The organism is Bartonella sp. AP65SXKL (genome assembly GCF_042195725.1).
Lineage (GTDB): Bacteria > Pseudomonadota > Alphaproteobacteria > Rhizobiales > Rhizobiaceae > Bartonella.
This window is the reverse complement of record NZ_JBHIOW010000018.1, coordinates 1-22573: the sequence shown is the minus strand read 5'-3', so window position 1 is coordinate 22573 and position 22573 is coordinate 1. Positions and strand designations below refer to the sequence as shown.

At 36.9% G+C, this 22573-nt stretch carries 21 protein-coding genes and 1 tRNA gene; 6 read left to right on the top strand and 16 right to left on the bottom strand.

All coding sequences use genetic code 11. The features are described 5' to 3' along the window. Positions 1 to 651 (top strand): DNA adenine methylase (locus ACFIMP_RS08560; RefSeq protein ID WP_375686260.1); only part of this gene is annotated, 651 nt, incomplete at its 5' end. A gap of 101 nt (positions 652 to 752) precedes the next feature. Here ACFIMP_RS08560 and ACFIMP_RS08555 read toward each other — a convergent pair. The 8 genes from ACFIMP_RS08555 to rpmH all read right to left on the bottom strand — a co-directional run bounded on the left by ACFIMP_RS08555 (position 753) and on the right by rpmH (position 7575). After that, a tRNA-Leu gene (locus ACFIMP_RS08555) sits at positions 753 to 837 on the bottom strand. A 114-nt stretch (positions 838 to 951) separates the two neighbouring features. Further along, positions 952 to 1572, bottom strand: a complete 621-nt coding sequence (locus ACFIMP_RS08550; protein WP_375613492.1) for a 2,3-bisphosphoglycerate-dependent phosphoglycerate mutase — start codon at positions 1570 to 1572, stop codon at positions 952 to 954. A gap of 28 nt (positions 1573 to 1600) precedes the next feature. Continuing rightward, the gene (dapB, locus tag ACFIMP_RS08545; RefSeq protein ID WP_375686259.1) at positions 1601 to 2413 is read right to left on the bottom strand and encodes a 4-hydroxy-tetrahydrodipicolinate reductase; all 813 of its coding nucleotides are present in this window, start codon (positions 2411 to 2413) and stop codon (positions 1601 to 1603) included. A gap of 1216 nt (positions 2414 to 3629) precedes the next feature. After that, positions 3630 to 4322 (bottom strand): glutathione S-transferase family protein, encoded by a 693-nt coding sequence (locus tag ACFIMP_RS08540; RefSeq protein ID WP_375612254.1) that lies wholly within the window; start codon positions 4320 to 4322, stop codon positions 3630 to 3632. A 139-nt stretch (positions 4323 to 4461) separates the two neighbouring features. After that, the gene (yihA, locus tag ACFIMP_RS08535; protein WP_375613494.1) at positions 4462 to 5106 is read right to left on the bottom strand and encodes a ribosome biogenesis GTP-binding protein YihA/YsxC; all 645 of its coding nucleotides are present in this window, start codon (positions 5104 to 5106) and stop codon (positions 4462 to 4464) included. Beyond that, positions 5103 to 6941: a membrane protein insertase YidC gene (gene yidC / locus ACFIMP_RS08530; RefSeq protein WP_375686258.1), complete on the bottom strand. Its 1839-nt coding sequence runs from the start codon at positions 6939 to 6941 to the stop codon at positions 5103 to 5105. The genes yihA and yidC overlap by 4 nt, the downstream gene beginning before the upstream one ends. Further along, complete coding sequence (rnpA, locus tag ACFIMP_RS08525) at positions 6931 to 7323, bottom strand: ribonuclease P protein component (RefSeq protein ID WP_375612257.1); 393 nt, start codon at positions 7321 to 7323, stop codon at positions 6931 to 6933. The genes yidC and rnpA overlap by 11 nt, the downstream gene beginning before the upstream one ends. 117 nt (positions 7324 to 7440) lie before the next feature. Continuing rightward, positions 7441 to 7575, bottom strand: coding sequence for a 50S ribosomal protein L34 (rpmH, locus tag ACFIMP_RS08520; RefSeq protein WP_005864709.1), 135 nt, complete (start codon positions 7573 to 7575; stop codon positions 7441 to 7443). 584 nt (positions 7576 to 8159) lie between these two features. Here rpmH and ACFIMP_RS08515 point away from each other — a divergent pair. After that, the gene (locus tag ACFIMP_RS08515; protein WP_375686257.1) at positions 8160 to 9221 is read left to right on the top strand and encodes an Mrp/NBP35 family ATP-binding protein; all 1062 of its coding nucleotides are present in this window, start codon (positions 8160 to 8162) and stop codon (positions 9219 to 9221) included. Positions 9222 to 9593: 372 nt separating this feature from the next. Here the strand turns inward: ACFIMP_RS08515 and ACFIMP_RS08510 are convergent, their stop codons facing one another. From ACFIMP_RS08510 to ACFIMP_RS08480, 7 genes are all read right to left on the bottom strand, one after another. Continuing rightward, positions 9594 to 10385: a pyrroline-5-carboxylate reductase gene (locus tag ACFIMP_RS08510; protein ID WP_375613497.1), complete on the bottom strand. Its 792-nt coding sequence runs from the start codon at positions 10383 to 10385 to the stop codon at positions 9594 to 9596. Between the two features lie 56 nt (positions 10386 to 10441). Further along, a complete protein-coding gene (locus tag ACFIMP_RS08505; protein WP_375612261.1) occupies positions 10442 to 10687 on the bottom strand; it encodes a hypothetical protein in 246 nt (81 codons plus the stop codon). A gap of 102 nt (positions 10688 to 10789) precedes the next feature. Then, complete coding sequence (locus tag ACFIMP_RS08500) at positions 10790 to 11158, bottom strand: YraN family protein (protein ID WP_375613510.1); 369 nt, start codon at positions 11156 to 11158, stop codon at positions 10790 to 10792. Between the two features lie 4 nt (positions 11159 to 11162). Next, positions 11163 to 12050 carry a 16S rRNA (cytidine(1402)-2'-O)-methyltransferase gene (gene rsmI, locus ACFIMP_RS08495; RefSeq protein WP_273790716.1) on the bottom strand — a complete coding sequence of 296 codons (888 nt, stop codon included), beginning with the start codon at positions 12048 to 12050 and terminating at the stop codon, positions 11163 to 11165. 2050 nt (positions 12051 to 14100) lie between these two features. Further along, positions 14101 to 15765, bottom strand: coding sequence for an electron transfer flavoprotein-ubiquinone oxidoreductase (locus tag ACFIMP_RS08490; protein WP_375613499.1), 1665 nt, complete (start codon positions 15763 to 15765; stop codon positions 14101 to 14103). A gap of 3 nt (positions 15766 to 15768) precedes the next feature. Then, positions 15769 to 16689 carry an electron transfer flavoprotein subunit alpha/FixB family protein gene (locus ACFIMP_RS08485; protein ID WP_375613500.1) on the bottom strand — a complete coding sequence of 307 codons (921 nt, stop codon included), beginning with the start codon at positions 16687 to 16689 and terminating at the stop codon, positions 15769 to 15771. Between the two features lie 51 nt (positions 16690 to 16740). Next, complete coding sequence (locus ACFIMP_RS08480) at positions 16741 to 17487, bottom strand: electron transfer flavoprotein subunit beta/FixA family protein (RefSeq protein ID WP_375628246.1); 747 nt, start codon at positions 17485 to 17487, stop codon at positions 16741 to 16743. Positions 17488 to 18000: 513 nt separating this feature from the next. On the opposite strand from ACFIMP_RS08480, the gene ACFIMP_RS08475 reads away from it, so the two are divergent. The 3 genes from ACFIMP_RS08475 (at position 18001) to ACFIMP_RS08465 (ending at position 20730) form a co-directional block, all read left to right on the top strand. Next, on the top strand, positions 18001 to 18819 hold the full coding sequence (locus tag ACFIMP_RS08475; RefSeq protein WP_375686256.1) for a hypothetical protein: 819 nt from the start codon (positions 18001 to 18003) through the stop codon (positions 18817 to 18819). A 178-nt stretch (positions 18820 to 18997) separates the two neighbouring features. Further along, complete coding sequence (locus tag ACFIMP_RS08470) at positions 18998 to 19918, top strand: sulfite exporter TauE/SafE family protein (protein WP_375613503.1); 921 nt, start codon at positions 18998 to 19000, stop codon at positions 19916 to 19918. A gap of 2 nt (positions 19919 to 19920) precedes the next feature. Beyond that, the gene (locus tag ACFIMP_RS08465; protein ID WP_375613504.1) at positions 19921 to 20730 is read left to right on the top strand and encodes a TIGR02186 family protein; all 810 of its coding nucleotides are present in this window, start codon (positions 19921 to 19923) and stop codon (positions 20728 to 20730) included. Between the two features lie 22 nt (positions 20731 to 20752). Here the strand turns inward: ACFIMP_RS08465 and ACFIMP_RS08460 are convergent, their stop codons facing one another. Continuing rightward, a complete protein-coding gene (locus ACFIMP_RS08460; RefSeq protein ID WP_375613505.1) occupies positions 20753 to 21034 on the bottom strand; it encodes a DUF6460 domain-containing protein in 282 nt (93 codons plus the stop codon). Between the two features lie 1092 nt (positions 21035 to 22126). On the opposite strand from ACFIMP_RS08460, the gene ACFIMP_RS08455 reads away from it, so the two are divergent. Continuing rightward, a partial coding sequence (locus ACFIMP_RS08455) for an ABC transporter substrate-binding protein (protein WP_375686255.1) occupies positions 22127 to 22573 on the top strand: 447 nt, incomplete at its 3' end.

Genomic DNA, 22573 nt, shown 5'->3' with positions numbered 1-22573 from the left:
ATTTTCCTAAATAAAAGACCAGCAAAATATTCCGTTATTAATGATTTGAATGGAGAGATCACGAATCTGTTTCAATGTGTTCAAAATGACTTTGATGATTTAGCCAAACGACTAAAATGGTTTGTTTGTTCAAGACAGTTGTTTTTTGAACTTGCGGCGATTGAACCAGAAAGCCTTTCCAAAGTTGAAAGAGCCGCCCGTTTTTTGTTTCTCCAACGTTGTGTGATGTATGGGAAAAAAGATTATGTCTCTTTTAGTTTTGGAAGGAAAAAGCCTATAGCATTTAATCCCGAAAAGCTGTTATCAAGGATGAGACGTGTTAGACAGAAGCTTCTTGATACGACGATCTTAAATTTGTCGTGGGAACGGGTTATCGAGCTATTTGATGCACCCGACAGTTTATTTTACCTAGACCCGCCTTATTTTGTAAAGAAGAAGTGTTACAGCTCTGGGAATTTTGTTGAAGATGATTTTGTGAGTATGGCAAAAGTTCTCAAAAGCATACAAGGCAAATTTGTCTTGAGTCTGAATGATTGTGATGCGGTTCGAGAGATCTTTAAGGATTTTGACTTTTTAGAATTAGAGACCCTTTGGACCTCTGGTTTTGCTAAAAAACCACCCCGAAAAGAACTCTTGATTCGCAATAATTAAGAGACGTGTTGCAAAATCCTATTCCCTAACTTTTATTTACGTGTCCCTCACTGTAAAAAATATATGGAAAATCAATAAATTATTTTGGATAAAAAAGAACATGGTGCCCAAAAGAGGACTCGAACCTCCACGCCTTACGGCACAGGTACCTGAAACCTGCGCGTCTACCAATTCCGCCATCTGGGCTTATAAAATTCATCTAAGCGCATGAAGCAACTCTGTCAATAAAATTATAGAATTTATTTTTTCAGCTTAAAACGATAGCATTGAACTTTTGAGAGAGATCATGATTTTAGAAGTTTAAGGTGTGAGGACTGTCTTTGATAAAATTGTTGAATCCGGATTAAATGTGTAAATAATAGGAATGCCGGTCGCTAATTCTTGAGATATAATTTCCTCACCGGAGAGACCTTCAAGCGCCATAATAAGAGCACGAAGAGAATTTCCATGTGCTGCGATCAAAACAGTTTGGGAGCGCAAAATATGAGGCTGGATATGGTAAAGATAATAAGGCCAGATGCGCGCACCGGTGTCGCGTAGGCTTTCTCCATTCGGGGGTGCAATTGTATAGGAGCGGCGCCACATTTGCACTCGCTCTTGCCCCCATTGTTGGCGTACTTCATCTTTATTTAAACCAGAAAGATCACCATAATTACGTTCATTTAATGCGGGATTTTTTATCACTTCTAAATCTGATTGTCCCATTTGCTCTAAAATGTGCTGAGCGGTTTTTTGAGCACGCTGTAAGGCTGATGTATAAGCGATATCAAACTTCAAACCATATTCTTTCAGTTTTTTTCCTGCTGCTATCGCTTCGGCATGACCTTTTTCTGTTAAATCAGGATCTTTCCAACCGGTAAAAAGGTTTTTGAGATTCCATTCACTTTGTCCATGACGAATTAGTGTAAGTATGCGTCCCATTATAAATTGCCTCTATTCTATTGATTACTTAAAATTCATCGTTCAATCCCAAAACATCGAACATTGAATAAAGACCGCTTTCATGATTTTGTGCCCATAAAGCTGCTTTTAATGCGCCATTGGCAAAGATAGAGCGTTCTTGCGCTGTATGTGAAAGAACAATGCGCTCATTGGAACCAGCAAAAATGACACTGTGTTCTCCAACAACTGTCCCACCACGTGAACAGGAAAAGCCAATGGCGCCTTTTTTGCGTTTACCTATATGACCATTGCGTTCGTTGACACACACATTTTTAAGCATAACATTGCGGCCTTCAGCTGCTGCTTGGCCAAGAAGAAGGGCTGTTCCAGAAGGAGCATCAACTTTGTTAGCGTGATGCATTTCATAAACTTCGATATCAAAATCATCGGCTTCTAATGCTTTAGCGGCTTTCTTTACAAGGTTGGCTAAAAGATTTATTCCAAGGCTCATATTTCCGGATTTGACAATTGTTGTATATTTCGCAAAATCTGCAATTTTTTCTTCTTCTGTTTTGCTAAATCCTGTGGTGCCAATAATATGGACAAGGCTTTTTTGAGCAGCGTAGTTAGCATAAAGAATACTGGCTTCTGGTTGTGAAAAATCTAAAATACCTTCTGTATTAGAAAAGGCAGTTTCGGGATCGTCAGTGATACCAATCCCAAGAGAATCTGAACCAATTAAGGCACTGGCATCTTTTCCTACAAACGGTGAGCCTTTGCGTACAAGAACAGCACAAAGTTCTACATCTCTCCTCTGCTGGATTGTTGTAATGAGTTCACGTCCCATTCTTCCATTTGCACCAACAACTGTAAGGCGCATTTTTATCTCCTTATAATACTTTACTGTGCAGTATAGGCAAATTCTTGCCTTCTTTCCAATGGTTCTTTTTCTTTATAGAAAAATTTTTTTCCTGCTTTAATTTATCTTGTTGTGCTGTAAAATACTGTTGTTTAGAGCAAGTGATATAAGATCTACAAATTTAAATAGAGATGTTTTTCGTTAGAGTGTGTAATGAATATTCCTAAGTAAGGTTTGCTTATGACACCTAAAGGAGATTGTGTATTACTTTACGCTTTTGTTTCTTTCGTTCTTTAAGGGGAGAGCGTTCTTCATGCAAAACAAGATCTCCCAAACAAAATACACCTATGTTGTCAATTCATGCGCTTTTCTTAAAGAAATATTTATCAATTCTTCTAAACTTATTTTATGATAGTGCTCGTGAGTGGTATCACGAGAGAGTATCCATGAATAATATAACATCTATTCTGCACCACTATCTTTATGCTTCATAAATAGAGAAAATTAGCATTATCACGTTTTGTTAGCCTTTAATGTTTTAATAATTCTTGGCACTTAGGCATTTTCATTCTTTTCTTTAATATTCTTTCATTTACCAATTCTATTTGTGACGCATAAGAAAGCGATTTTGATTGTTTTAAATGTGATGAAGGTAATGAGAAAAAGGTATTTGGAATTGATGATTAAAGTAAAAAAACGATTATTTATCATTGTATATAAATATGTTATCCATAAATACAATCACGTAAAAAGGGGGTAAAACAAGGGGCTAACAAGAAGTTGGATTGTTTACACACGAGAGTTGGTCGGATTCTTCATCTTTTAGGAAAGTCAGTTAAAAAAATTGTTATGTTGTAAAAACGCATGATGAGGATTTTTTTATTATAGAGCAAATAGTATATATGTTATGCAATGCGTTTTTTCATATATTGGGGAGACTTGAGGATAACATGCGTTAAGTATTGTTATTTTATTTGCCTAGCTTCTAATGATGCTACAGCTCTTGTATTTAAAGAGAGTCGTTAAAATGCTTTCTTAAATATTTTTTATCCCTGTGCTAATCTTTTTTTGTGACACGATAAGAAAGTATTTTTTTTGATTCAATTATAATGGGTCTTATTCCCTGTTGAATACGATTATAAATCATTATATCGTTTATACGCATGCATAAAAATTCATAAACCTATAAATATCCTTTAGATAAAATATCACTTTTATTTTTGTTTGTGAGAGAAGGCTAGAAATCAAGATCTGCATAGTGAGCACTTGCAACAATTCCGCGGACGCGATCTGTTAAAAGAGAACGAAAAGAAGGGCGTGATTTAATTCTCATATACCAGTCTTTGGCAGCAGGAGATTGTTCCCAGTCAATTTCCCCTAGAAAGTCAAGTACAGAAATAGAAGCTGCTGCTGCTAGATCTGCATAGGACAAGGCAGAACCGACTAAGCTATCGCGAGAGGCACAGAGCCAATTGAGATAGTTCATATGTGGTAAAATATTGGCACGTGCATTGCGTAAAATTTGTGAATTAGGAGCACCACCGCCGATGGCAAGTGGCATTTCACGTTTATGGATTCGTTCTCGTACGATATGGCGCGTTGCTTCATTTTCGAATTTATTTAAGAACCAGTCATTGAGACGGCGTACTTCCGCACGATCTAAAGGATTTTCTGGAAAGAGCTTATTTTCTTGTCGTAAACTTCCATGTGTTTCGTCTAAATATTCGCAGATAACAAGAGGACCTGATAATGGAACCTCGTGTTCATCGAGAAAAACAGGAACATGACCAGCGGGATTGAGGGCTAGAAATTCGTGTCTTCTTGCCCATTCATATTCTTCAATCAGTTGAGTGGTTACACCATATTCCCCAAGAATGAGGCGTATGAAGCGCGAGGCAGAGGATAGGGGAGAGTGAAAAAGTGTCAGCATAATTTACACTATCAAATAGAGTTGAAGAGAATTCTTTCAAGTAATCATTTTTATAAAGATGCTTGACTAGAAGTACAAGATCATTAGTAGCTGCTAGTAATTATAATTAATAAATTGTTAATGACTAGGAATTGTTCTCTTATGCGATGGTTTGCAAAATGGCAGCACGTAATTCTTCTAAACCGATAGCTTTTTCTGAAGAGGTTACAAGAAGCTCAGGATAAGCTGCTGGGCGTTTAAGAAGCTTTGTTTGTGTGCTCATAATTAATTTTTCCAAGGCATTTGATTTGATTTTATCGCTTTTTGTCAAAACAATGTGATAAGAAACAGCTGCTTTATCAAGGAGAGCAAGAACATCTTCATCATTATTTTTGATTCCGTGCCGTGAATCAATTAAGATATATACACGTTTTAACGTTGTGCGCCCCCGTAAATAGCTAAAAATCAAATTTGTCCACGCATCAACAAGATTTTTAGGAGCAGCAGCAAAACCATAACCAGGCATATCTACTAATGCTAGAGGGGGAAGGTCTCCTAGTTGCCCACTGAATCCATCGGGGATAAAATAATTAAGCTCTTGAGTCCGTCCTGGTGTATTTGAGGTACGTGCTAAGCTTTTTTTTTGGACGAGTGCGTTGATTAAAGATGATTTTCCAACATTGGAACGTCCTGCAAATGCAATTTCTGGTGGTCCTTCGGGGGGGAGAAAGCGTATTGCTGGTACACCACGAATAAAAATCCAATTGCGAGAAAAAATTCCAGAAAGGGAAGAATCTCTTGTCATTCATGCACTTCTTTTTTGGGTGATCTTCTCCAGATGGCTTTCAGATTATCAAAAAGCTCAATTTTAACTCCTTGGCGCTTCATCATGATACCTTGCTGAATGATTGATAATATATTGTTCCATGCCCAATAGATGACGAGACCAACAGGGAAAGAGGCGAGCATAAAAGTAAAGACAACAGGCATCCATGTGAATATCATCGCTTGGGTTTGGTCTTGAGGAGCGGGATTCATACGCATTTGTAAAAACATCGTTATTCCCATAATCAAAGGCCATGCACCAATCATAAGAAATGTTGGCGTTGTATATGGCAAGAGACCAAACAAGTTAAAAAGAGAAGTTGGATCGGGTGCCGCTAAATCTTTAATCCAGCCAAAGAAAGGGGCATGGCGCATTTCAATGGTGATATAGAGAACTTTATAAAGAGCAAAGAATATTGGGAATTGAACCAACATCGGCCAACAGCCTGCAAGGGGATTTATTTTTTCGGTTTTATATAGTTCTATTATTGCCTTTTGTTGTTTGGTTTGGTCATCGGGATACTTTTCTTTTATTTCTAGCAACCGCGGTTGTAAAAGCTTCATGCGTGCCATAGATTTATAAGATTTATTGGCTAGAGGGAAAAGAAGAGTTTTTAAGAGCACTGTGACAAGAAGGATGGCGATACCAAAATTCCCTGTTTGTTTATAAAGAATATCAATGAGGGAAAACATTGGTTTGGTGATGAAATCAAACCAGCCCCAATCAATTAAAAGAGCAAACTTTTTGATTTTTAGGTCATTTTGATAACTATTAATAATTTCAACTTGTTTTGCACCAGCAAAAAGACGATTTGTAACAGTTTTTGTTTCATTTGGGGCAATCGTTAAAAGCGACCCTAGCAAGTCAGACTGATAATGTGTTTGCAAACGATCAAAATAAATAAAACGGCTTGTATATTCTTTATTTTGCGGGGGAATAACTGCTACAGCCCAATATTTATCAGTAATACCAATCCAACCTCCTGTTACTTTGGAAAAAGTCATGCTTTTTTGCCCATTATCAGGATTTGGGTCAAGCTCTGCTAAGGTTTTATATTTTTCAGTTTTGAGCGAATCTCCTGCAATACCTATCATACCTTCATGAAGTAAATAGGTTGCATTTGTATGTTCTGGTGGTGCAGCACGTGCAACGCGAGCATAGGACGAGAGATGTATTGGTTGATCGCTTTCATTGCTGATAGAATCCTCAATGGTAAACATGAAATGATTATCAACAGAAAGGGTCCGCCGGAAGATTTGTCCCTGTCCATTATTATAAATTAAAGTGATGGGTGTTGAAGGAGTCAGGATTGTATTGTTTCCCTCTATTTGCCATTTTGTATCCGATTGTGGCAAGGCTTTTGCTGGCAAAGACGCACTTGCAAAACCAAATTCAGCAAGGTAGGTCGTTTTGAAACCTTTAGGATTTAGCAAATCGATTTCCGGTGATTTTTTATCGACTGTTAAACGATATTTTTTGAGGTGAAGATCATCAAATTGTGCACCAACAAGATTAATAGAGCCTTCCAGTTCATTGGTTTTGATCGCAATACGTTCTGTTTTGTCCAATACAGCTTTCCGGATTTCAGGTGTCATGGGCTGTTCGATGATAGATGTAGCTTGATACGTTGAGGTATCGTCAGAAAAATCCGTTGTGGTAGTAGAAAGGGCTGATTGTTGTTTTGACAATTGCTGTGTGACGACTTGTTGTTTTTGTAACTTTGCTTGTTTGGGAGCAACATGAAGAAATTGCCATGCGATGAGCACTACGAAAGATAAGCCAATAGCGATAAAGAAATTGCGGTTATATTCCATCCGTACACCCTTGTTGTTGTTGCTGATGTTTTATTTTTGGTTTTATTCGCCGATTTAATTCACTAATCAAGGATGTAAAAGGTGCATGTAACACATCACGGTACGCTACAATGACATAGTCTGTTCCTGCTTCCATGTGGTTTGTTACACCAACTCTCACGGCTTCACGCAAGCGCCTTTTAATACGATTACGTTTCACAGCATTACCGTTTTTACGGGTAACAGTGAAGCCTACACGTGCAAAAAGAGAATCTTTTCTTTCTGTTGTTTGTTCACGAGATTTAACTTCGAGCAAAAATAAAGGACCACGTCGTTTTTCTCCTGTACGGACAGCCAAAAAGTCTGCTCTTTTGCGAATACGGCAGGGATGTTTTTTCTTCATAAAAGAATATTTCGCAATTTCATTAAATGCCTGCAAGCAGACATTGTAGGTTCATAATAAAAGTGTCACAACGAAGAAACGATGAGCAATCCTCAACGGTTGTGAAAATTTAAATGGTTAAGCAGAAAGCCGCTTACGTCCACGAGCACGTCTTGCAGCAATAACTTTACGTCCTCCAGCTGTGGCCATGCGTGCACGAAACCCATGGCGGCGTTTACGGACAAGTTTAGAGGGTTGGTAAGTACGTTTCATTTATTTAAATACCGCGGAGTGCGGCCCTTCTTAATTTTCGTTTTATGAGTAGTTATGCGCGAGATAAACAATTTTATCCTATCATACGGCTGTTAACCCATAAGGAAAAATATAAAAAAAGTCAATCTTAGATTGTTTTTCTCTCTCTTGAAAGAATACAAAACACCTTATAACTATCTGTAACGCTTTTTTACAATACTGTAGGAGTGTTAGAAAATAACGATTGAAGCTACAGAACATAAATAGCTAGGGCCTTAAAGAATTAAAGAAGGTGTGACTGATTACTGTATGCTCAATTTAAAATATCCTTTAAGATTAAGAGTTTTTTTCAGTTTTTGTTTTTACAAAATTTTTATCAGAATATTCATTAAAGTGGTTGTAGCACAAACGTGATTGATAGGATTTTATAGCAGATTTTATGTTTGAGCTTCTTTATTTTAAGGATGGTTTCATATTTTTAAAGAGATAAGAGATGTATACTTTATAATGCTGAGTAAAGTAGAAAATTATCAGGTGATGAACCTTGTAAGTATTTTTCGTTCTTATGCTTATATTTGCTGGTATTTTTATAGAGAGGAAAGAACATGGATCTTATCACAAGTGAGGCTGTCCGCAACGTATTACGTACAATCAAAGGACCAGATCTTGAAAGCGATATTGTGTCGTTGGGTCTTCTTTCAGAAATATTGATTGCTGATGGTAAGGTTTTCTTTTCCATTACAGTTCCTGATGGAGGTGTGCAAAAATGGGAATCATTGCGTCGTTCTGCTGAAAAGGTGGTATGTGCTTTGGAGGGAGTGAAATCTGCTGTTGTTACACTTACAGCAGAAAAAATAACAAAGACAGCACCTAGTCGAAGAGCAAATCTCTTACCGATCAAAATGCCCATAGAAGGTGTGCGGCATGTGATTGCTGTTGCTTCTGGAAAAGGAGGGGTCGGAAAATCTACGATGGCAATAAATATCGCCTTAGCTTTACAAGATTCTGGTTTCAAGACGGGGGTGATGGATGCTGATATTTATGGTCCTTCGTTGCCACGTTTGACAGGACTTGTTAATCAAAAACCACAGCTTATTGGAGAAAAAAAGATTCAACCTCTTGAAAAATTTGGACTTAAATTGATGTCGATGGGATTTTTGGTTGAGGAAGAAAAGCCGGTAGTATGGCGTGGTCCTATGGTTATGGCAGCTGTAACGCAATTGTTACGAGATGTTGTATGGGGGCCTCTGGACATTTTAGTCGTTGATATGCCGCCCGGTACAGGGGATGCACAATTAACGCTTGCCCAACAGGTACAATTAACAGGTGCGTTGGTTGTCTCTACGCCCCAAGATCTTGCTTTAGTGGATGCACGTAAAGCAATAGAAATGTTCATGAAAGTTAATGTTCCTATTTTAGGACTCATTGAGAATATGAGTTATTTTATCGCTCCTGATACGGGAAAACGCTATGATATTTTTGGCTATGGTGGTGCACGGGCAGAAGCGGAACGTCGAGAAGTCCCTTTCTTAGCGGAAATACCGCTTGATGCAGCTTTACGATTTTCTTCAGATGAAGGAATCCCTATTTTTGTTGCTAAGCCTAGTGAAGAGCATGCTAAACTATATCGTAAAATTGTTGATCAAATAAAAAATCAACTCTTTTGAATGGGGGGATGTTATAAGAGAGTTTATTAAAACACAATCATGAAAGACATAAAAATAGTCGCTTCTTTGTAAGAGGAAGTTTTAATGTGTGAATGGAGTATATAGGTTAAATAAACAAAAAATTATTCATGCGTTTGGATAACCTGAAGGGGAACAAAATTGAAGAGCTAGAGCTGTGAGGTAGAAAAAAATATTGGACTTGAGGCAAAAAGAAGAAGACCGAAAATAAAAATAATTTAGAAAAATTGTAAAAGGTTGTAAAAAATATTTTAATAATCAATTTTTTCATAAAAAAGCATTTTTTGATGTGAGTTTTCTTGATATACATCTTCAACATTTAGTTTTTTCTTATTGAGATGATAAAAATATTGGTCAAGTCTTTTTAGAAGCATTCATTTTTTGCAAAGTAGCTTCAAGAGCCATTGTTAAAGCATTCTTTCCCCCTTGTTGAGAAAAGTAATTTGACAAAAATTCATTTGTTCCACCCTTTGTTGAAAACTCTTTTTCAAGCAGTGCAAAATCGAGAGATACAGAACGATCCGTTGCTATAGTTTTACGCATTTCATCTGTAAGATTTCCAAACATCATGGTAAGGAATTCTGCTGATTGTTGTTTTTTTAACCCTTGTGTTATAAACCATTGATGGGCAGTTTTTATAAAATTAAAATATACTCCCATAAGTGAACCAGCTGTCATAAAAAGATTAAACTGCTCTTCCTTATCCAGCACCAATGTGCCCCCCAATGCATCAAATAAAGTGCGCAAAAAGGGATGATTGGGATAGATTGGTGTCAAATTTTTGCATTCTGCAACAAAAGGTAATGGAACAGCACGATAAACTTTATGATTAATCCACTCTTCTATTTCTGCTGCTTTTGCCATAGCAAGTACGGAAATAACCAGCTGTTCTGGACGAAAACAAAGAGAGCGCAAAACGTCTTCTGCAATTTGATTGGGCAAGCAAAGAAAAACACAATCACTAACATCGAGCAACGCTTGGTTATTTTCAGCAATCATAACTTTATCATAAGTGCGTGAAAGGCGCTTTGCTGTTTGTGCATTGCGAGGCGAAACAATAATGGAAGAAACATCAAAGTTGCTTGTCATTAAGCCATTCACCATTGAAGCACTGATTGTACCCGTTCCCAAAAAGCCAAGTCTCATTATCTATTTCTCAGTTTCATATTTTAAAAGGAATTTCAATCAACATCTCAGGTGTTTTAACTAACATAAACGCTAATTGAAGAAGCAACACATAACATAGCAAGAATAATCAAAACCAAATAGATTTTGGGCTTGTCAAAGAGAACGGCAAAAGCAGAAAACCAACCAACAACAGCTGCGGCTAATGCAAATAAAAAACCTGGTTTATTCATAAGCACAATATGCATTGCCATTAAACCACCAATAATTAGCGCTCCAAAAATGATGAGCAAACCTGTTGCAAACTTTTCATAATCATCCATATTTCGCTCCTTATAGCGCTCAATTATTACACACTTTTTAACGCATATGCACATAAAAACGAAATGTTTTTTATTGAATATGGTTAAAACGGGGGGTGCCGTTTATTGATCAGATGTAAAAAATGCAGGGATATGCTGTGGCCAACGCCAAGGTAAAATTGCAATTAAATCAAAGCGTACAGACAAAAGGGCATAATCTTTTTGCCGTGCGAGCCAAATATCGGCAGCTGCCTCAATTCGCTTTTCATTCATTCGGGAAACCGCTTCCATTGCTTCAGCCAACGTTGAACGTGCTTTAACTTCAACGATTAACACAAGATTTCCGCGTCGTGCAATTAAATCAATTTCTCCACATTTTGTTTTAAAACGCCTTTCGGCAATGTGAAACCCTTTGCAACGTAGCCACAAAGCTGCCAATTTTTCTGCACGTACCCCTCGATAAAAAGACTTTTGTCTGCGTTTTTTTTGCATCATTTTATGCATTTTTTAAAAAGATTAATCGCTGAAAAAGTTCCTGCTTTTTTAAACCGGTTTTTTTTGCAACAAAAGCTGCCGCTTGAGCAGCAGAATATGTCCGTGCGCGTTCTAGTAGCATTTCATCAATTTCTTGATCACTTATCACATTTAAAGAAGAAGATGATTCTCCTACAACTACAACAATTTCCCCACGAATATGTGCTTGTTTTCTGTAATTTTCCAACAAGTTCCCCAAATTGGAAACATCTACTGTTTCAAACTTTTTTGTTAATTCACGACAAATGGCAGCAGGTCGATCAGCCGAAAAAAGTGTGACCATATCCTGTAAAGTTTCAACAAGACGATGCGGTGATTCATAAAAAATCAAAGTTGCTGGAATCTCTTTTAATTGTTCCAACCGTTTTCGGCGTTGTAGCTTTCGTGCACTCAAAAAACCTGCAAAAAAAAAGCTATCAGTAGGAAGCCCTGTCGGTATAAGAGCGGCTAAAAGAGCGGATGCTCCAGGAATAGGAATGATTTTATGACCAGCTTTACGGGCCTCTTCCACCAATCGAAATCCGGGATCAGAAATAAGTGGTGTTCCGGCATCTGAAACAAGTGCTACTGTTTTGTTTTCTGCTAAAGCCGCTAAGAGCTTTGGACCCGCTTTTTGCGCATTATATTCATGATAGAGAAAAGTTTTTTTTTGAATACCGTAACGTTCTAACAAAACACGTGTTACTCGCGTATCCTCACACGCTAAAATATCAATTCCTGCAAGCACTTGCAAAGCACGAAGCGTAATATCTGCAAGATTTCCGATAGGTGTTGCCACAAGATAAAGCCCTGATTCTATAACGGGTGCAGAATAAGCATGCGCACCTATAAAATATGCTTTTTCACACATGCTCTTTTCTTTTCATTAAATTCTCCTCACCACAAGATTTTTATCCATACTCATAAGCCATTTTGGCTTATTTTTTACCAGCACATTTTTTATCATTACAAAGGCTTACCTTACTCGAATAATCGATTACACTACAATAAGATAATTTCATATTTAACGTCTTAATTTAACATTATTATCTATTTTGGTCCGCATTATTTTTTCCAGTAAAACAAATTCCAAATGTAACCAATATTCTATCAGCCCCATGATTTTCTATAAAGTTTTTCCTTCGAGAACCAAAAAACAATTTTACCCATGTTATCATCTCATGCTTGGTTATGCTCTTTTAAAAGCTAAGCTTTTTAGATTATTTTCATAATGCCGATTTTTCAAATATTCTATTGATATCCAAACTGTTTTTCTGAGCAAATATAAACAGCCTCTTTTGAAGCACAAACAGTTAACTGGCAGCTGACTGTATTGTTATTGATTAAATATAAGCTCTTATCAGCAAAATACTTTATTTTTTCATATTCTCTATAGCTTTAACAGTATAATGAGTACCTTAGAAACGTTTAAGGCTAATTTTTATCTTAAAGATTTGATTTGTAATGGAAAATTTATTATTTTGCCTATTAATTAGGAGCTTTCAATATCGTAACATTATCTCAGCTCTTCTTATAGTCATTAATCAAAATTATTTTCGTGCATCTTGAAACTTTCTCAAAGCAAAGATTATCGCATCATTGGGGATCGCAGAGAAAATGATGCTGCTAGCTTGTACTTTTTATCTCGTAAATATAGAACTGTTCGTTCACAGGAGTGTGTTATACCTTTTTCGGATAGTGTCGCGAAATAATTGTTTGATATGAGAGCTATCTCTTAAAAACAAGCCCATGATTGAACAACACAAGTCTGCTTTAATTTTGGATACCTTATTTTTTTGAAGGATATGCTCCTATAAAAAAACTTAAGTAATAAAAGCGGGGACAATACGTTATTTCTTCTTTTTAGAGGATATTGTGATGCTTTTGAAAGTTTAAAAACCAAATGGACAGATGATAGTAAAGAGGAAAACAGTTTTTTCCTTTCAGATTTGATGTTCTTGCTAAATGAAGCTGTATTTTCGTTTCAGAGATTACTCAAATAGAATATGCAATATTTTTGCTCTAGCTACAAAAGCTGGAACGGCGTGCAGAGCTTTCATTCACCTTAATCTTTCTTTTAAATATACCACTTGTGTTCAATTTGGATGTTGATTTACAAGCAATAGCGAAAGCACAAGCTTTATAAAAAAAACAACTCTATAAAACGCGTCATAGAGTGGTCATGAAAGCTATTTTGTTTTTTATCAGGTGTTTTGCTAATAGCGATAGTCTCCATGGCTTGGCATCTGCTTATTCTTAAGGTATTTGTACACATTCATTGCAGTATATTGGTAAGGTTAGATGCAAGGCGATTATCCTTGATGCAAAAATAAAAGGTTAATGTGAGATTAAAGATTTTTTCGTGTCATTATCAGTAGAAACATTATAAAGGGCTTGAACAAGCATGCTCTTTATCTCTTTATCTCACAATGTCTTTTCTACATTCATTCGTGGTTTTTCTTGAGTGAGCATTACTTGGCAAGTGCAGGAGAAAAAATAAACTTGAATTGTACCTCCGTAGGTTTTGCTCTTGGCTAGTTAAAACGACTGATGTTTCTTATGAGAGGGCTAAAAGCATTTTGGATCATATGGGAGAGGGGGTAAAGTAGAACGGGCTTATTTTCCTTCAGGTTTTCGAGAACCGCGGCTGTTCCTTTATCGCAGAATTGTCAAGAATATATTTATTATTGTTTTGTCATTTAAATAAAAAAAATTTGATAAAAATATGTTATGTTTTTCTATTGAAAAAATTCATGCGGTGAAGAGAGTATTTTATATGAGAATAGAGTTCTTTTTACATTGTGAAAGAACGTATGCAGGAAGGTGATTGATAGATTTCTGATCTGAGGGAAATATTTTTATCCATTGCATTTTGTATATTTCAATTTTAGGAAAATGAACAATGATTATACATTGGGGAATTACATATTGGGATAGAAGGGGCCCTCATTGCCTTGCGGACAGATCCAAGTGATATTTTGGTTTGGATCTTTGATATCGCATGTTTTACAATGTATGCAATTTGAAGCGTTTATCATATAAGTCAGATGATCATTATCCTCTAGCCACTCGTAGACAGCGGCGGGACAATAGCGTGTAGAGGGTCCTCCATAGATTGCATATTCAGAGTCCTTTTGCTTTTTTAATGAGGCTATTTTTAAATGACAAGGTTGATTTTCTTCATGATGCGTATTGGAAAGGGCAACACTTGAAAGGCGATCAAAGGTTACAACGCCATCTGGTTTTGGGTAAGAAATGGGTTGAAATTTTTCTGCTGGTTCAAGGCATGCATAATCTTCCTTTCCGTGGGAGAGTGTTTTAAATAAGGAAAATCCGAACAGTTGTTGCCACCACATATCAAAACCAGCAAGTTTAATTCCATATTTTGTCCCATATTTTGCCCAGAGCGGTTTGGCATTTCGCACTTTATAAAGATCTTTGCCAATGAGCCCTTTTCGCCATTGTTCTTCGATTTCTTTAACCTCATCATGGGCACGACCTTGTGCAAGAGCGGTAGCGATTTTATCGGCAGCTAATATGCCAGATAAGATGGCATTGTGTGATCCTTTGATACGAGGAACATTGACAAATCCAGCAGAGCAGCCAATAAGCGCTCCACCAGGAAAGGTGAGTTTTGGTACAGATTGCCAACCTCCTTCGCTGATAACACGTGCACCATAGGAAAGACGTTTTGCGCCTTTAAAGATTTTATAGAGTTTTGGATGTGTTTTAAAACGTTGAAATTCTTCAAAGGGAGAAAGATAAGGATTTTTGTAATCTAAGTGCACAACAAAACCGACAGAAATGATATTGTTTTCTTGGTGATAAATAAAGCCACCGCCACCGGTATTATTGTCTAAGGGCCAACCCGTGAAATGTTGTACTAAACCGCGTTGGTGTTTGTTGGGATCAATTTCCCAGAGCTCTTTGAGACCAAGACCAAATTTTTGTGGTTCACGGTTTTTGCTAAGGTTGAAATGTTGTATCAGTTGTTTTGCAATTGAGCCGCGTGCTCCTTCCGCAATCAGAGTATATTTTGCCAATAAAGCCATACCAGGCATATAATTTTTTCCAGGGGTTCCATCTTTGTTAAGCCCCATATCTCCGGTGAGAACACCAATAATAGCTCCGTTATCTTTTTGGATGATGGGTTCTGTTGCTGCAAAACCAGGATAGATTTCAACACCCAACGCTTCAGCTTTTTTGCTTAGCCAGCGGCAGACGCTCCCAAGCGAAACGATATAACATCCGTTATTTGATAAGATTTTAGGGTGCAAAATATTGGGAAATACTGTGGACTTTTGAGGCTTTAGAAAAAAAAATTGGTCCTGTGTGACAGGGGTTGTGAAGGGATGGTCGTTATCATTTCGCCATTCTGGTAAGAGTGTATCGATACCAATGGGGTCAACAACTGCGCCAGAGAGAATATGTGCACCAACTTCAGTTCCTTTTTCAACAATTGTGACAGAAAGCTCAGGATTAATTTGTTTAAAACGAATTGCGGCAGAAAGCCCTGCAGGTCCTGCTCCGACAATGACTATATCAAACTCCATACTTTCACGTTGGTCATGCAGAGGTGCTTTCATGGCTTATAAAGCTTTCTCCAATTCTGGAATAATTTGGTGGAGGTCACCTACAAGGGTGTAATCGGCAATTTGCATGATGGGAGCTTCTTCATCTTTATTAATGGCAACAATAATTTGTGCATCCATTATACCGGCTACATGCTGGATTGCACCGGAAATGCCAACGGCGATATAGAGTTCAGGGGCAACGACTTTTCCTGTTTGTCCAATTTGCCAATCATTGGGAGCATAGCCTGCATCCACTGCTGCGCGGCTGGCACCTAAAGCAGCATTTAATTTGTTTGCAAGAGGAAGAAGCAGGGCCATAAATTTCTCTTGAGAACCAAGACCACGCCCGCCTGATATAATAACACGTGCTGAGGTGAGCTCAGGACGATCACTTTTGTTTGTCTCTGCTTTTACGAAAGAAGAAAGATTTGGATTGGGAGCTGGTGTTATTGTTTTAATGGGAGCAGAATTATTTTGGGAAGGCGTTGGGGTGAAAGAAGCGGTGCGAACTGTTATAATCTTTTTATAATCATTGGTGCGTACAGTTTCAAATGCATTGCCTGCATAAATTGGTCGTTTGAAGGTATTGGGTGAAAGAATGGCGGTAATATCTGAAATTTGCATAAGATCAAGAAGAGCTGCTACGCGCGGCATCACATTTTTCCCAGTACTGCTGGATGCTGCCATGATCACATCATAATCCTTTGCTAACATGAGAATTGTATCTGACATAGGCTCGGCAAGTTGATGGGCTAAATAGTCTGCTTTTGCAATAAGAACTTGCCGCACACCATTAAGTTTAGCACTATTTTCCGCTATCGTTTGAATTTTTTCTCCGCAAACCAGAATATCGATATCATTACTGAGTACGCGTGCAGCGGTGAGTGCTTTTGCTGTTTCTTCTGTATTATGATCGGCCAATAAAAGAATTGCCATAAGTTTTTGCCCTTTTATGTGAGTGTTGCTTTTACTCTAGTGGTGAGAATATTAAATGCAGTTCTTCTGTTTTAAGGCTCTGACAAGTTCTACTACATTTGCCACTTTTATACCGGATTGACGGGGTTTTGGCTCTTCAACGCTTAAAATTATTAAGCGTGCTTTCGTATCGACGCCAAGATCAGTAAGAGATTTTTGTTCAATGATTTTCTTTTTTGCTTTCATGATATTGGGGAGAGAGGTGTAACGCGGTTCATTGAGCCGTAGATCGGCGGTCATAACCATGGGAAGGGGAAGACAAAGGGTTTGTGTTCCATTATCAACTTCACGAGTAACTGTAGCATGCCCATTTTCTATGTTAAGATGTGAGGCAAAAGTTGCTTGTCCCCACCCAAGAAGAGCAGCGAGCATTTGTCCTGTTTGGTTGCTATCGTCATCAATTGCTTGTTTTCCTAAAAAGACCATGTCGGGTTTTTCTTCATCAACAATGGTTTTGAGAATCTTAGCAATTGCTAAGGGTTCAAGTGTTTGATCCGTTGTGACAAGAAGTGCGCGATCAGCTCCCATTGCAAGTCCTGTTCGTAGAGTTTCTTGAGCTGCTTCTGGGCCAATTGAAACAAGAAGAACTTCTGAAATTTTACCGGATTCTTTTTGGCGAATGGCCTCCTCCACGGCTATCTCATCAAAAGGATTCATAGACATTTTTACGTGAGACAGATCAACGCCTGTACTATCCGGTTTGACGCGTATCTTGATGTTATAATCAACAACACGTTTGACAGCGACAATTATCTTCATAATGATCCTCTTTGTTTGTATGTTACAAGTTTATAGCAATACTCATAAGAAACCAAATTGTTTAGAATGAAGTCTCAATTTATAACTTGTGTTCTCTTTCATATAAGCTTTTTTACGTTTACTTGTACTTTCTCGTCGTCATTTTCAATCTTCATATTTTTTCATTGCCATAATTGCCCTATTTGCTTGAATAAAAAGTAAAAAAATCAATTTGTCTTGTGAGAATATTTTTTTAGTTTCTTATGCTTTGTTTATGATGGTGCAATAGGTCCTTTATGCAATGAAAAATTAAGTGAAAAAGATAAAAATGGGGGAATGATTTTTCTCTTCAAATCTTGAATACAGAAAAATTAAAGATCTTTCTTTCAAATATTTTAGATAAAGATTGGGGAAAAATATTTCTAACAAAAAAGTTTTTGGGAGTTCTTAAAGCTCTATTTACTAAAATAGAGCACACTATTCTTATCATTTGTTGCGATTCTTTTCAAAAAGGTTAATGAGGGGTAGGCGTTTGTGAATACGAAGGGTCATACGATCGGCCAGGCGACCAAACAGGTTAGGAACGATAAAGTCTTTTCTTTTGTTGAACAGAAAGAGAGCATGGATACTTCTGTAGAAGTAACGATGTCGGATATTGCTCAAAAATTACGCACCGTTTATGCGCAAATGCAAATGAAGCATTCGCCTCGTTCTTTAATGCAGCAGAATTCGGTAGAAGAGCATTTTAAATCTTACTTAGATGATATTAGTCGGGCCATTTTGGCTGAACATTATATACGTCGTCAAAGAGAAAAAAAGCTTTTCCAGTCTTTAGAGCAGATTAAAACAATTGTTCAAAGTTTGCAGAGTGAAAAAAAAAGCTTAGAAGAAGCAGCGGTAACACGACGGGTGTCTCGTTCAAAATCACCTGATTCTGTTGTACAAAAACTTGCTCACATGGAATGTGAGGGAAATCAAGAACGCTTATTACTTCAAAAGGTGCAAAATTATTCGAAAGAAAACAGCATAATTTCACTCCAAACAAATGTTGAAAATACGTTGCAGCAAGAAAATAGAAGCCCTTTGCCCAGTGATGCTCTGCAATCTTCTTTTAAAAAGGTTGAGGGAGTAGTGAAGCATGCTGTGATAAAAGAAAAGGGGATGATGGGTGCTCAGGCATCTAATCATTGCATTGAGAATGATTTTTCTTCTTTAAGGACGCAGTCTCGGGAACATGTGTCGTTTTTATCTTATTTGCTAAAAAAAGGTGTTCTTTGTTTTTTAACCGTTGCATTTGTGGTAGCGATAACGTTATGTTTTTATAGCTTTTTAAAAGGAGCTCGTTTTTTTTAATTTTTATGATGTTGATATTAATAGATGTGAAATGTATTGCGCATTCGTGTTTGTGCGGAAGCTATAGCAACTAAAATTATCCTTTTAAACACGCAACAGAGATTATTGGGAAAGAGGATAATTGGAGAAGGATTCTCTAATTGTAAAAAAACCTCAAATTATCTTGAAGGTTCTGTAAGTGAGTATTTATTTACCAATTGCTGAAATGTCACTCAATATGCTGATCTTGATTGGTATGGGAGTCGTTGCTGGTTTTTTTTCAGGACTTTTTGGAATCGGTGGTGGGTTTCTCATCACGCCGTTATTGATTTTTTATAATATTCCTCCTGCTATTGCTGTTGGAACAGGTGCTAACCAGATGATTGCTTCATCTGTAACAGGAGCAATTACACATTTTAGAAGACGTACGCTCGATATTAAACTTGGTATTCTTTTGGCGATTGGAGGAGGGATTGGTTCTTTAATCGGGATTCAGGTTTTCTCTGTTTTGAAAAAGTTAGGTCAATTAGACTTAATGATTTCGCTTCTTTATGTGATTCTTCTTGGAAGTGTAGGAAGCTTGATGATCGTTGAAAGTTGGTATGATATGATGCGCAAGCGTAAGGCAGGAAAAGCCAATATTCGTCTTGCTGGTCGACATAATTGGATTCATCGCTTACCCTTAAAAATGCGTTTTCGGACATCTATGATATATGTTAGCATTATTCCAGTTTTAGGGATTGGTCTCATTGTGGGGTTGTTGTCTTCTATTATGGGAATTGGTGGGGGGTTCTTTATGATACCAGCATTGATTTATCTTCTGCGTGTTCCAACCAGTGTGGTGATTGGGACTTCACTTTTTCAGATTACATTTGTGTCTTCTTTCACGACAGTTTTGCAAAGTATGACTAATCAGTCCGTTGATATTGTCTTGGCTTTTTTGTTAATGCTTGGAGGAAGTATTGGTGCGCAATATGGAACACGGGTTGGACGGAAGTTAAAGGCTGAACAATTGCGTATGGCACTTGCATTTTTAGTGTTGATTGTGTGTATGCGTCTTGCTTTTCAATTATTTATACGCCCTGATAATCTTTTCTCTCTGGATATTCTTATGAGATAAAAATGGGTAGATTATTTTCTTTATACATCATTACAGGTTGCTTTTGTTTTATTTCTTTTTCTACATGGTCACATGTTGGGACGCCAGCTACATTCATTGATCAAGTTGACCACGAAACTGTCCAAATTATTGTAACAACGAATACGATTACTGTGGATGCAAATTTTGCTGGTCGTGATCTTTATATTGCTGGTGTTTTAGAAAATATTGATCCGTTATATTCTCGACAGAACCGTTATGATATTGTTGTAAGCTTAGAGGGACAAGATCGGACAATGGTGATGCGAGAAAAAAAACGCAATGCCGGTGTATGGGTCAATACAGATTCTCTTATTTTTAAAAAGGTTCCTCTTTTTTACTCTATGGTCACAACACGTGAAATTGACGATATTACGAGCATTGAAGATTATAAACGCTTAGGGTTAGGATTACTCTATTTGCCATTGCAGACGGATGAACAAGATCAGAAAAAAATACAAACCTTTCGCGATGAACTTATAAAATTGCAAAAAGCTAAAAGCCTTTATTATGAGGAAGTGGGTGGGGTTCGTTTTGGTTCTGACACACTTTTCACAGCGCATTTTCGTTTGCCAGCAAATATCCCGGTTGGACATTATAAAGTTCGTGCTTATCTTTTTCGTGATGGACAGTTTATTGATAGTGCAACAACGACTCTTGAAATTGTTAAAGCACATATCACCTATACAATTTTTTATGCAGCGCACAAGTATCGTTTTTTATATGGTATTGTTGCAGTGATTATTGCTATTACTACAGGATTTTTATGTCGTTTGATTTTTCGAAAAGATTAACGCAAGGAAAATGTTAAGGCTTTTATTTTTTATGAAAAATTCGTAAGATAAGAAAAATAGGCACAACAACAATAGCTCCTGTCATAGTTATATGGAAGAAATTTGTAAGCGTTATAAATCCTGCTTCCCATAGTGATTGAAAAAAATCTACTATTTTTTGTATGAGGTTTCGAGGTGTCCATCCCAAAAAATTCATTACGATGCCAATGAAGAATGAAAGAATAAGCAATTTTAGACTAACGCGGCTTAATTTTTCTCCAAGAAACGCATGAAAAGAATTTAATAATTTTTTTTTTCGCTTCATTCTAAGATACTTTCGAAGATCGTGTTTTTTATTGTATTATCATAGTACAGCGATGTTATTATCATAAAGGAAAAACATTTTTTTATTTTTTCTTACTTTTTTGAGTTTATCACCTTAGTCTGGTTAACGGTGCTGGTTTTTGAAATATACACATGTTTTATTGCATTTTTTGCGATATTTTCATGGCGCTTCTTTTATTAAATGAAGGGATATCCTTTCGTCTCGAGAATTTGTAGAGAAATTTTATAACGTTTCAGCATTTCTTATCAGAGTGAGAGTTCTAGTATATTGAAGATTTTGTAACGAACTTATTATTGTCGTGTATAGAAATAATATTTCAAGACAGTTTACTTAAAAAAAGACTATCTATTCTAATAAGGGTATGCTTATATAGGTATTATATTTAGATATTTCAACCTTAGTGCATTGAAAAGATCTTTTTTTCTGAAAAAATGTAAGCAATGAATTGAGTGTTGTTAAAGGAGCAAAGATATTAAAAATACGATGTGGAAAAAAGTTTTGTTATGTGTGGGTGCGTAAAGGAATATCAGGGGGAGCCTATGCTCCTTTTATTTAGAAATAAAATATAATTTAAAAGCTGTTATTTGGCAGAGGATTATGGAAAAATTCAAAATTCCTCTTGTAGGGGGAGGAGGTCATGTCGGTTGATGGGTGAATTTTCCTGTTTTGTTAAAATGTCAAATTGTTAGTAGAGCTCTTTGTTATTAAGGCGCTTAAGCTAACAAAGAAGAGTCTTTTGATGGCATAAAAAGGCGAGAGGAAAGAAGAGACAAGCTTACCCGACAAAAGAGAGAAAATAGTGGTTTTATAGTCTTCAATCGTAGGCGTTATGACATCATGAATAGGCTCTGTTATGGGGGAGCATTCATTGTATGTCAGAGTGTTTGTTGTTGCATGTTTTGGTTTGTCTTGGCTTATAGCCATGGGTAGAAGTCCGTGGTTGGTAAGTGGTGTTGTTTGAAGGTTTTAATAATACTTTGTTTGAGGCGCTTATGGATCATCTAACCTTATTATTAAGCATGTGCTTGTTGTGTGGGAAATTTATATAGTAAACTTTAAAAGGAAAAGTCTATGAACTTGAAGAAAAAAATATTACAAAATAGCAGCTCTCTTGTTTCTGCTTTTATAGCTTTGGCGATGGTTGCACAACAAGTTTCAGCAAAAACACCCGCTGATACCCTTGTGATGGCTTGGAATCTTGATGCAATTAGTACATTTGATCCCGCACAACTTAATGATGTTTATGGAAGTGAAATTGTTCGCAATGTTTGTGATAATTTGGTCAGTACTGCGACAAATGATCCTGCTAAAATGGTTCCCGCTTTAGCAACACATTGGGATGTTTCAGGTGATGATCACAGTACGGTGATTACTTTTCATTTACGTGATGGTTTGAAGTTTAATGATGGTCGATCAGCCAATGCCAATGATCTTCTTTGGAGTATGAAGCGGATTGTCAAATTGAAGATGGGTAATGCGGCAATTTTTAATGAATATGGAATTACAGAGCAAAATGTT

Bases quoted from the DNA above. Each gene is read 5' to 3' on its own strand.
- ACFIMP_RS08550 (WP_375613492.1), bottom strand. From the start codon at position 1,572: ATGGGACGCATACTTACACTAATTCGTCATGGACAAAGTGAATGGAAT.
- dapB (WP_375686259.1), bottom strand. From the start codon at position 2,413: ATGCGCCTTACAGTTGTTGGTGCAAATGGAAGAATGGGACGTGAACTC.
- ACFIMP_RS08540 (WP_375612254.1), bottom strand. From the start codon at position 4,322: ATGCTGACACTTTTTCACTCTCCCCTATCCTCTGCCTCGCGCTTCATA.
- yihA (WP_375613494.1), bottom strand. From the start codon at position 5,106: ATGACAAGAGATTCTTCCCTTTCTGGAATTTTTTCTCGCAATTGGATT.
- yidC (WP_375686258.1), bottom strand. From the start codon at position 6,941: ATGGAATATAACCGCAATTTCTTTATCGCTATTGGCTTATCTTTCGTA.
- rnpA (WP_375612257.1), bottom strand. From the start codon at position 7,323: ATGAAGAAAAAACATCCCTGCCGTATTCGCAAAAGAGCAGACTTTTTG.
- rpmH (WP_005864709.1), bottom strand. From the start codon at position 7,575: ATGAAACGTACTTACCAACCCTCTAAACTTGTCCGTAAACGCCGCCAT.
- ACFIMP_RS08515 (WP_375686257.1), top strand. From the start codon at position 8,160: ATGGATCTTATCACAAGTGAGGCTGTCCGCAACGTATTACGTACAATC.
- ACFIMP_RS08510 (WP_375613497.1), bottom strand. From the start codon at position 10,385: ATGAGACTTGGCTTTTTGGGAACGGGTACAATCAGTGCTTCAATGGTG.
- ACFIMP_RS08505 (WP_375612261.1), bottom strand. From the start codon at position 10,687: ATGGATGATTATGAAAAGTTTGCAACAGGTTTGCTCATCATTTTTGGA.
- ACFIMP_RS08500 (WP_375613510.1), bottom strand. From the start codon at position 11,158: ATGCAAAAAAAACGCAGACAAAAGTCTTTTTATCGAGGGGTACGTGCA.
- rsmI (WP_273790716.1), bottom strand. From the start codon at position 12,050: ATGTGTGAAAAAGCATATTTTATAGGTGCGCATGCTTATTCTGCACCC.
- ACFIMP_RS08490 (WP_375613499.1), bottom strand. From the start codon at position 15,765: ATGAAAGCACCTCTGCATGACCAACGTGAAAGTATGGAGTTTGATATA.
- ACFIMP_RS08485 (WP_375613500.1), bottom strand. From the start codon at position 16,689: ATGGCAATTCTTTTATTGGCCGATCATAATACAGAAGAAACAGCAAAA.
- ACFIMP_RS08480 (WP_375628246.1), bottom strand. From the start codon at position 17,487: ATGAAGATAATTGTCGCTGTCAAACGTGTTGTTGATTATAACATCAAG.
- ACFIMP_RS08465 (WP_375613504.1), top strand. From the start codon at position 19,921: ATGGGTAGATTATTTTCTTTATACATCATTACAGGTTGCTTTTGTTTT.
- ACFIMP_RS08460 (WP_375613505.1), bottom strand. From the start codon at position 21,034: ATGAAGCGAAAAAAAAAATTATTAAATTCTTTTCATGCGTTTCTTGGA.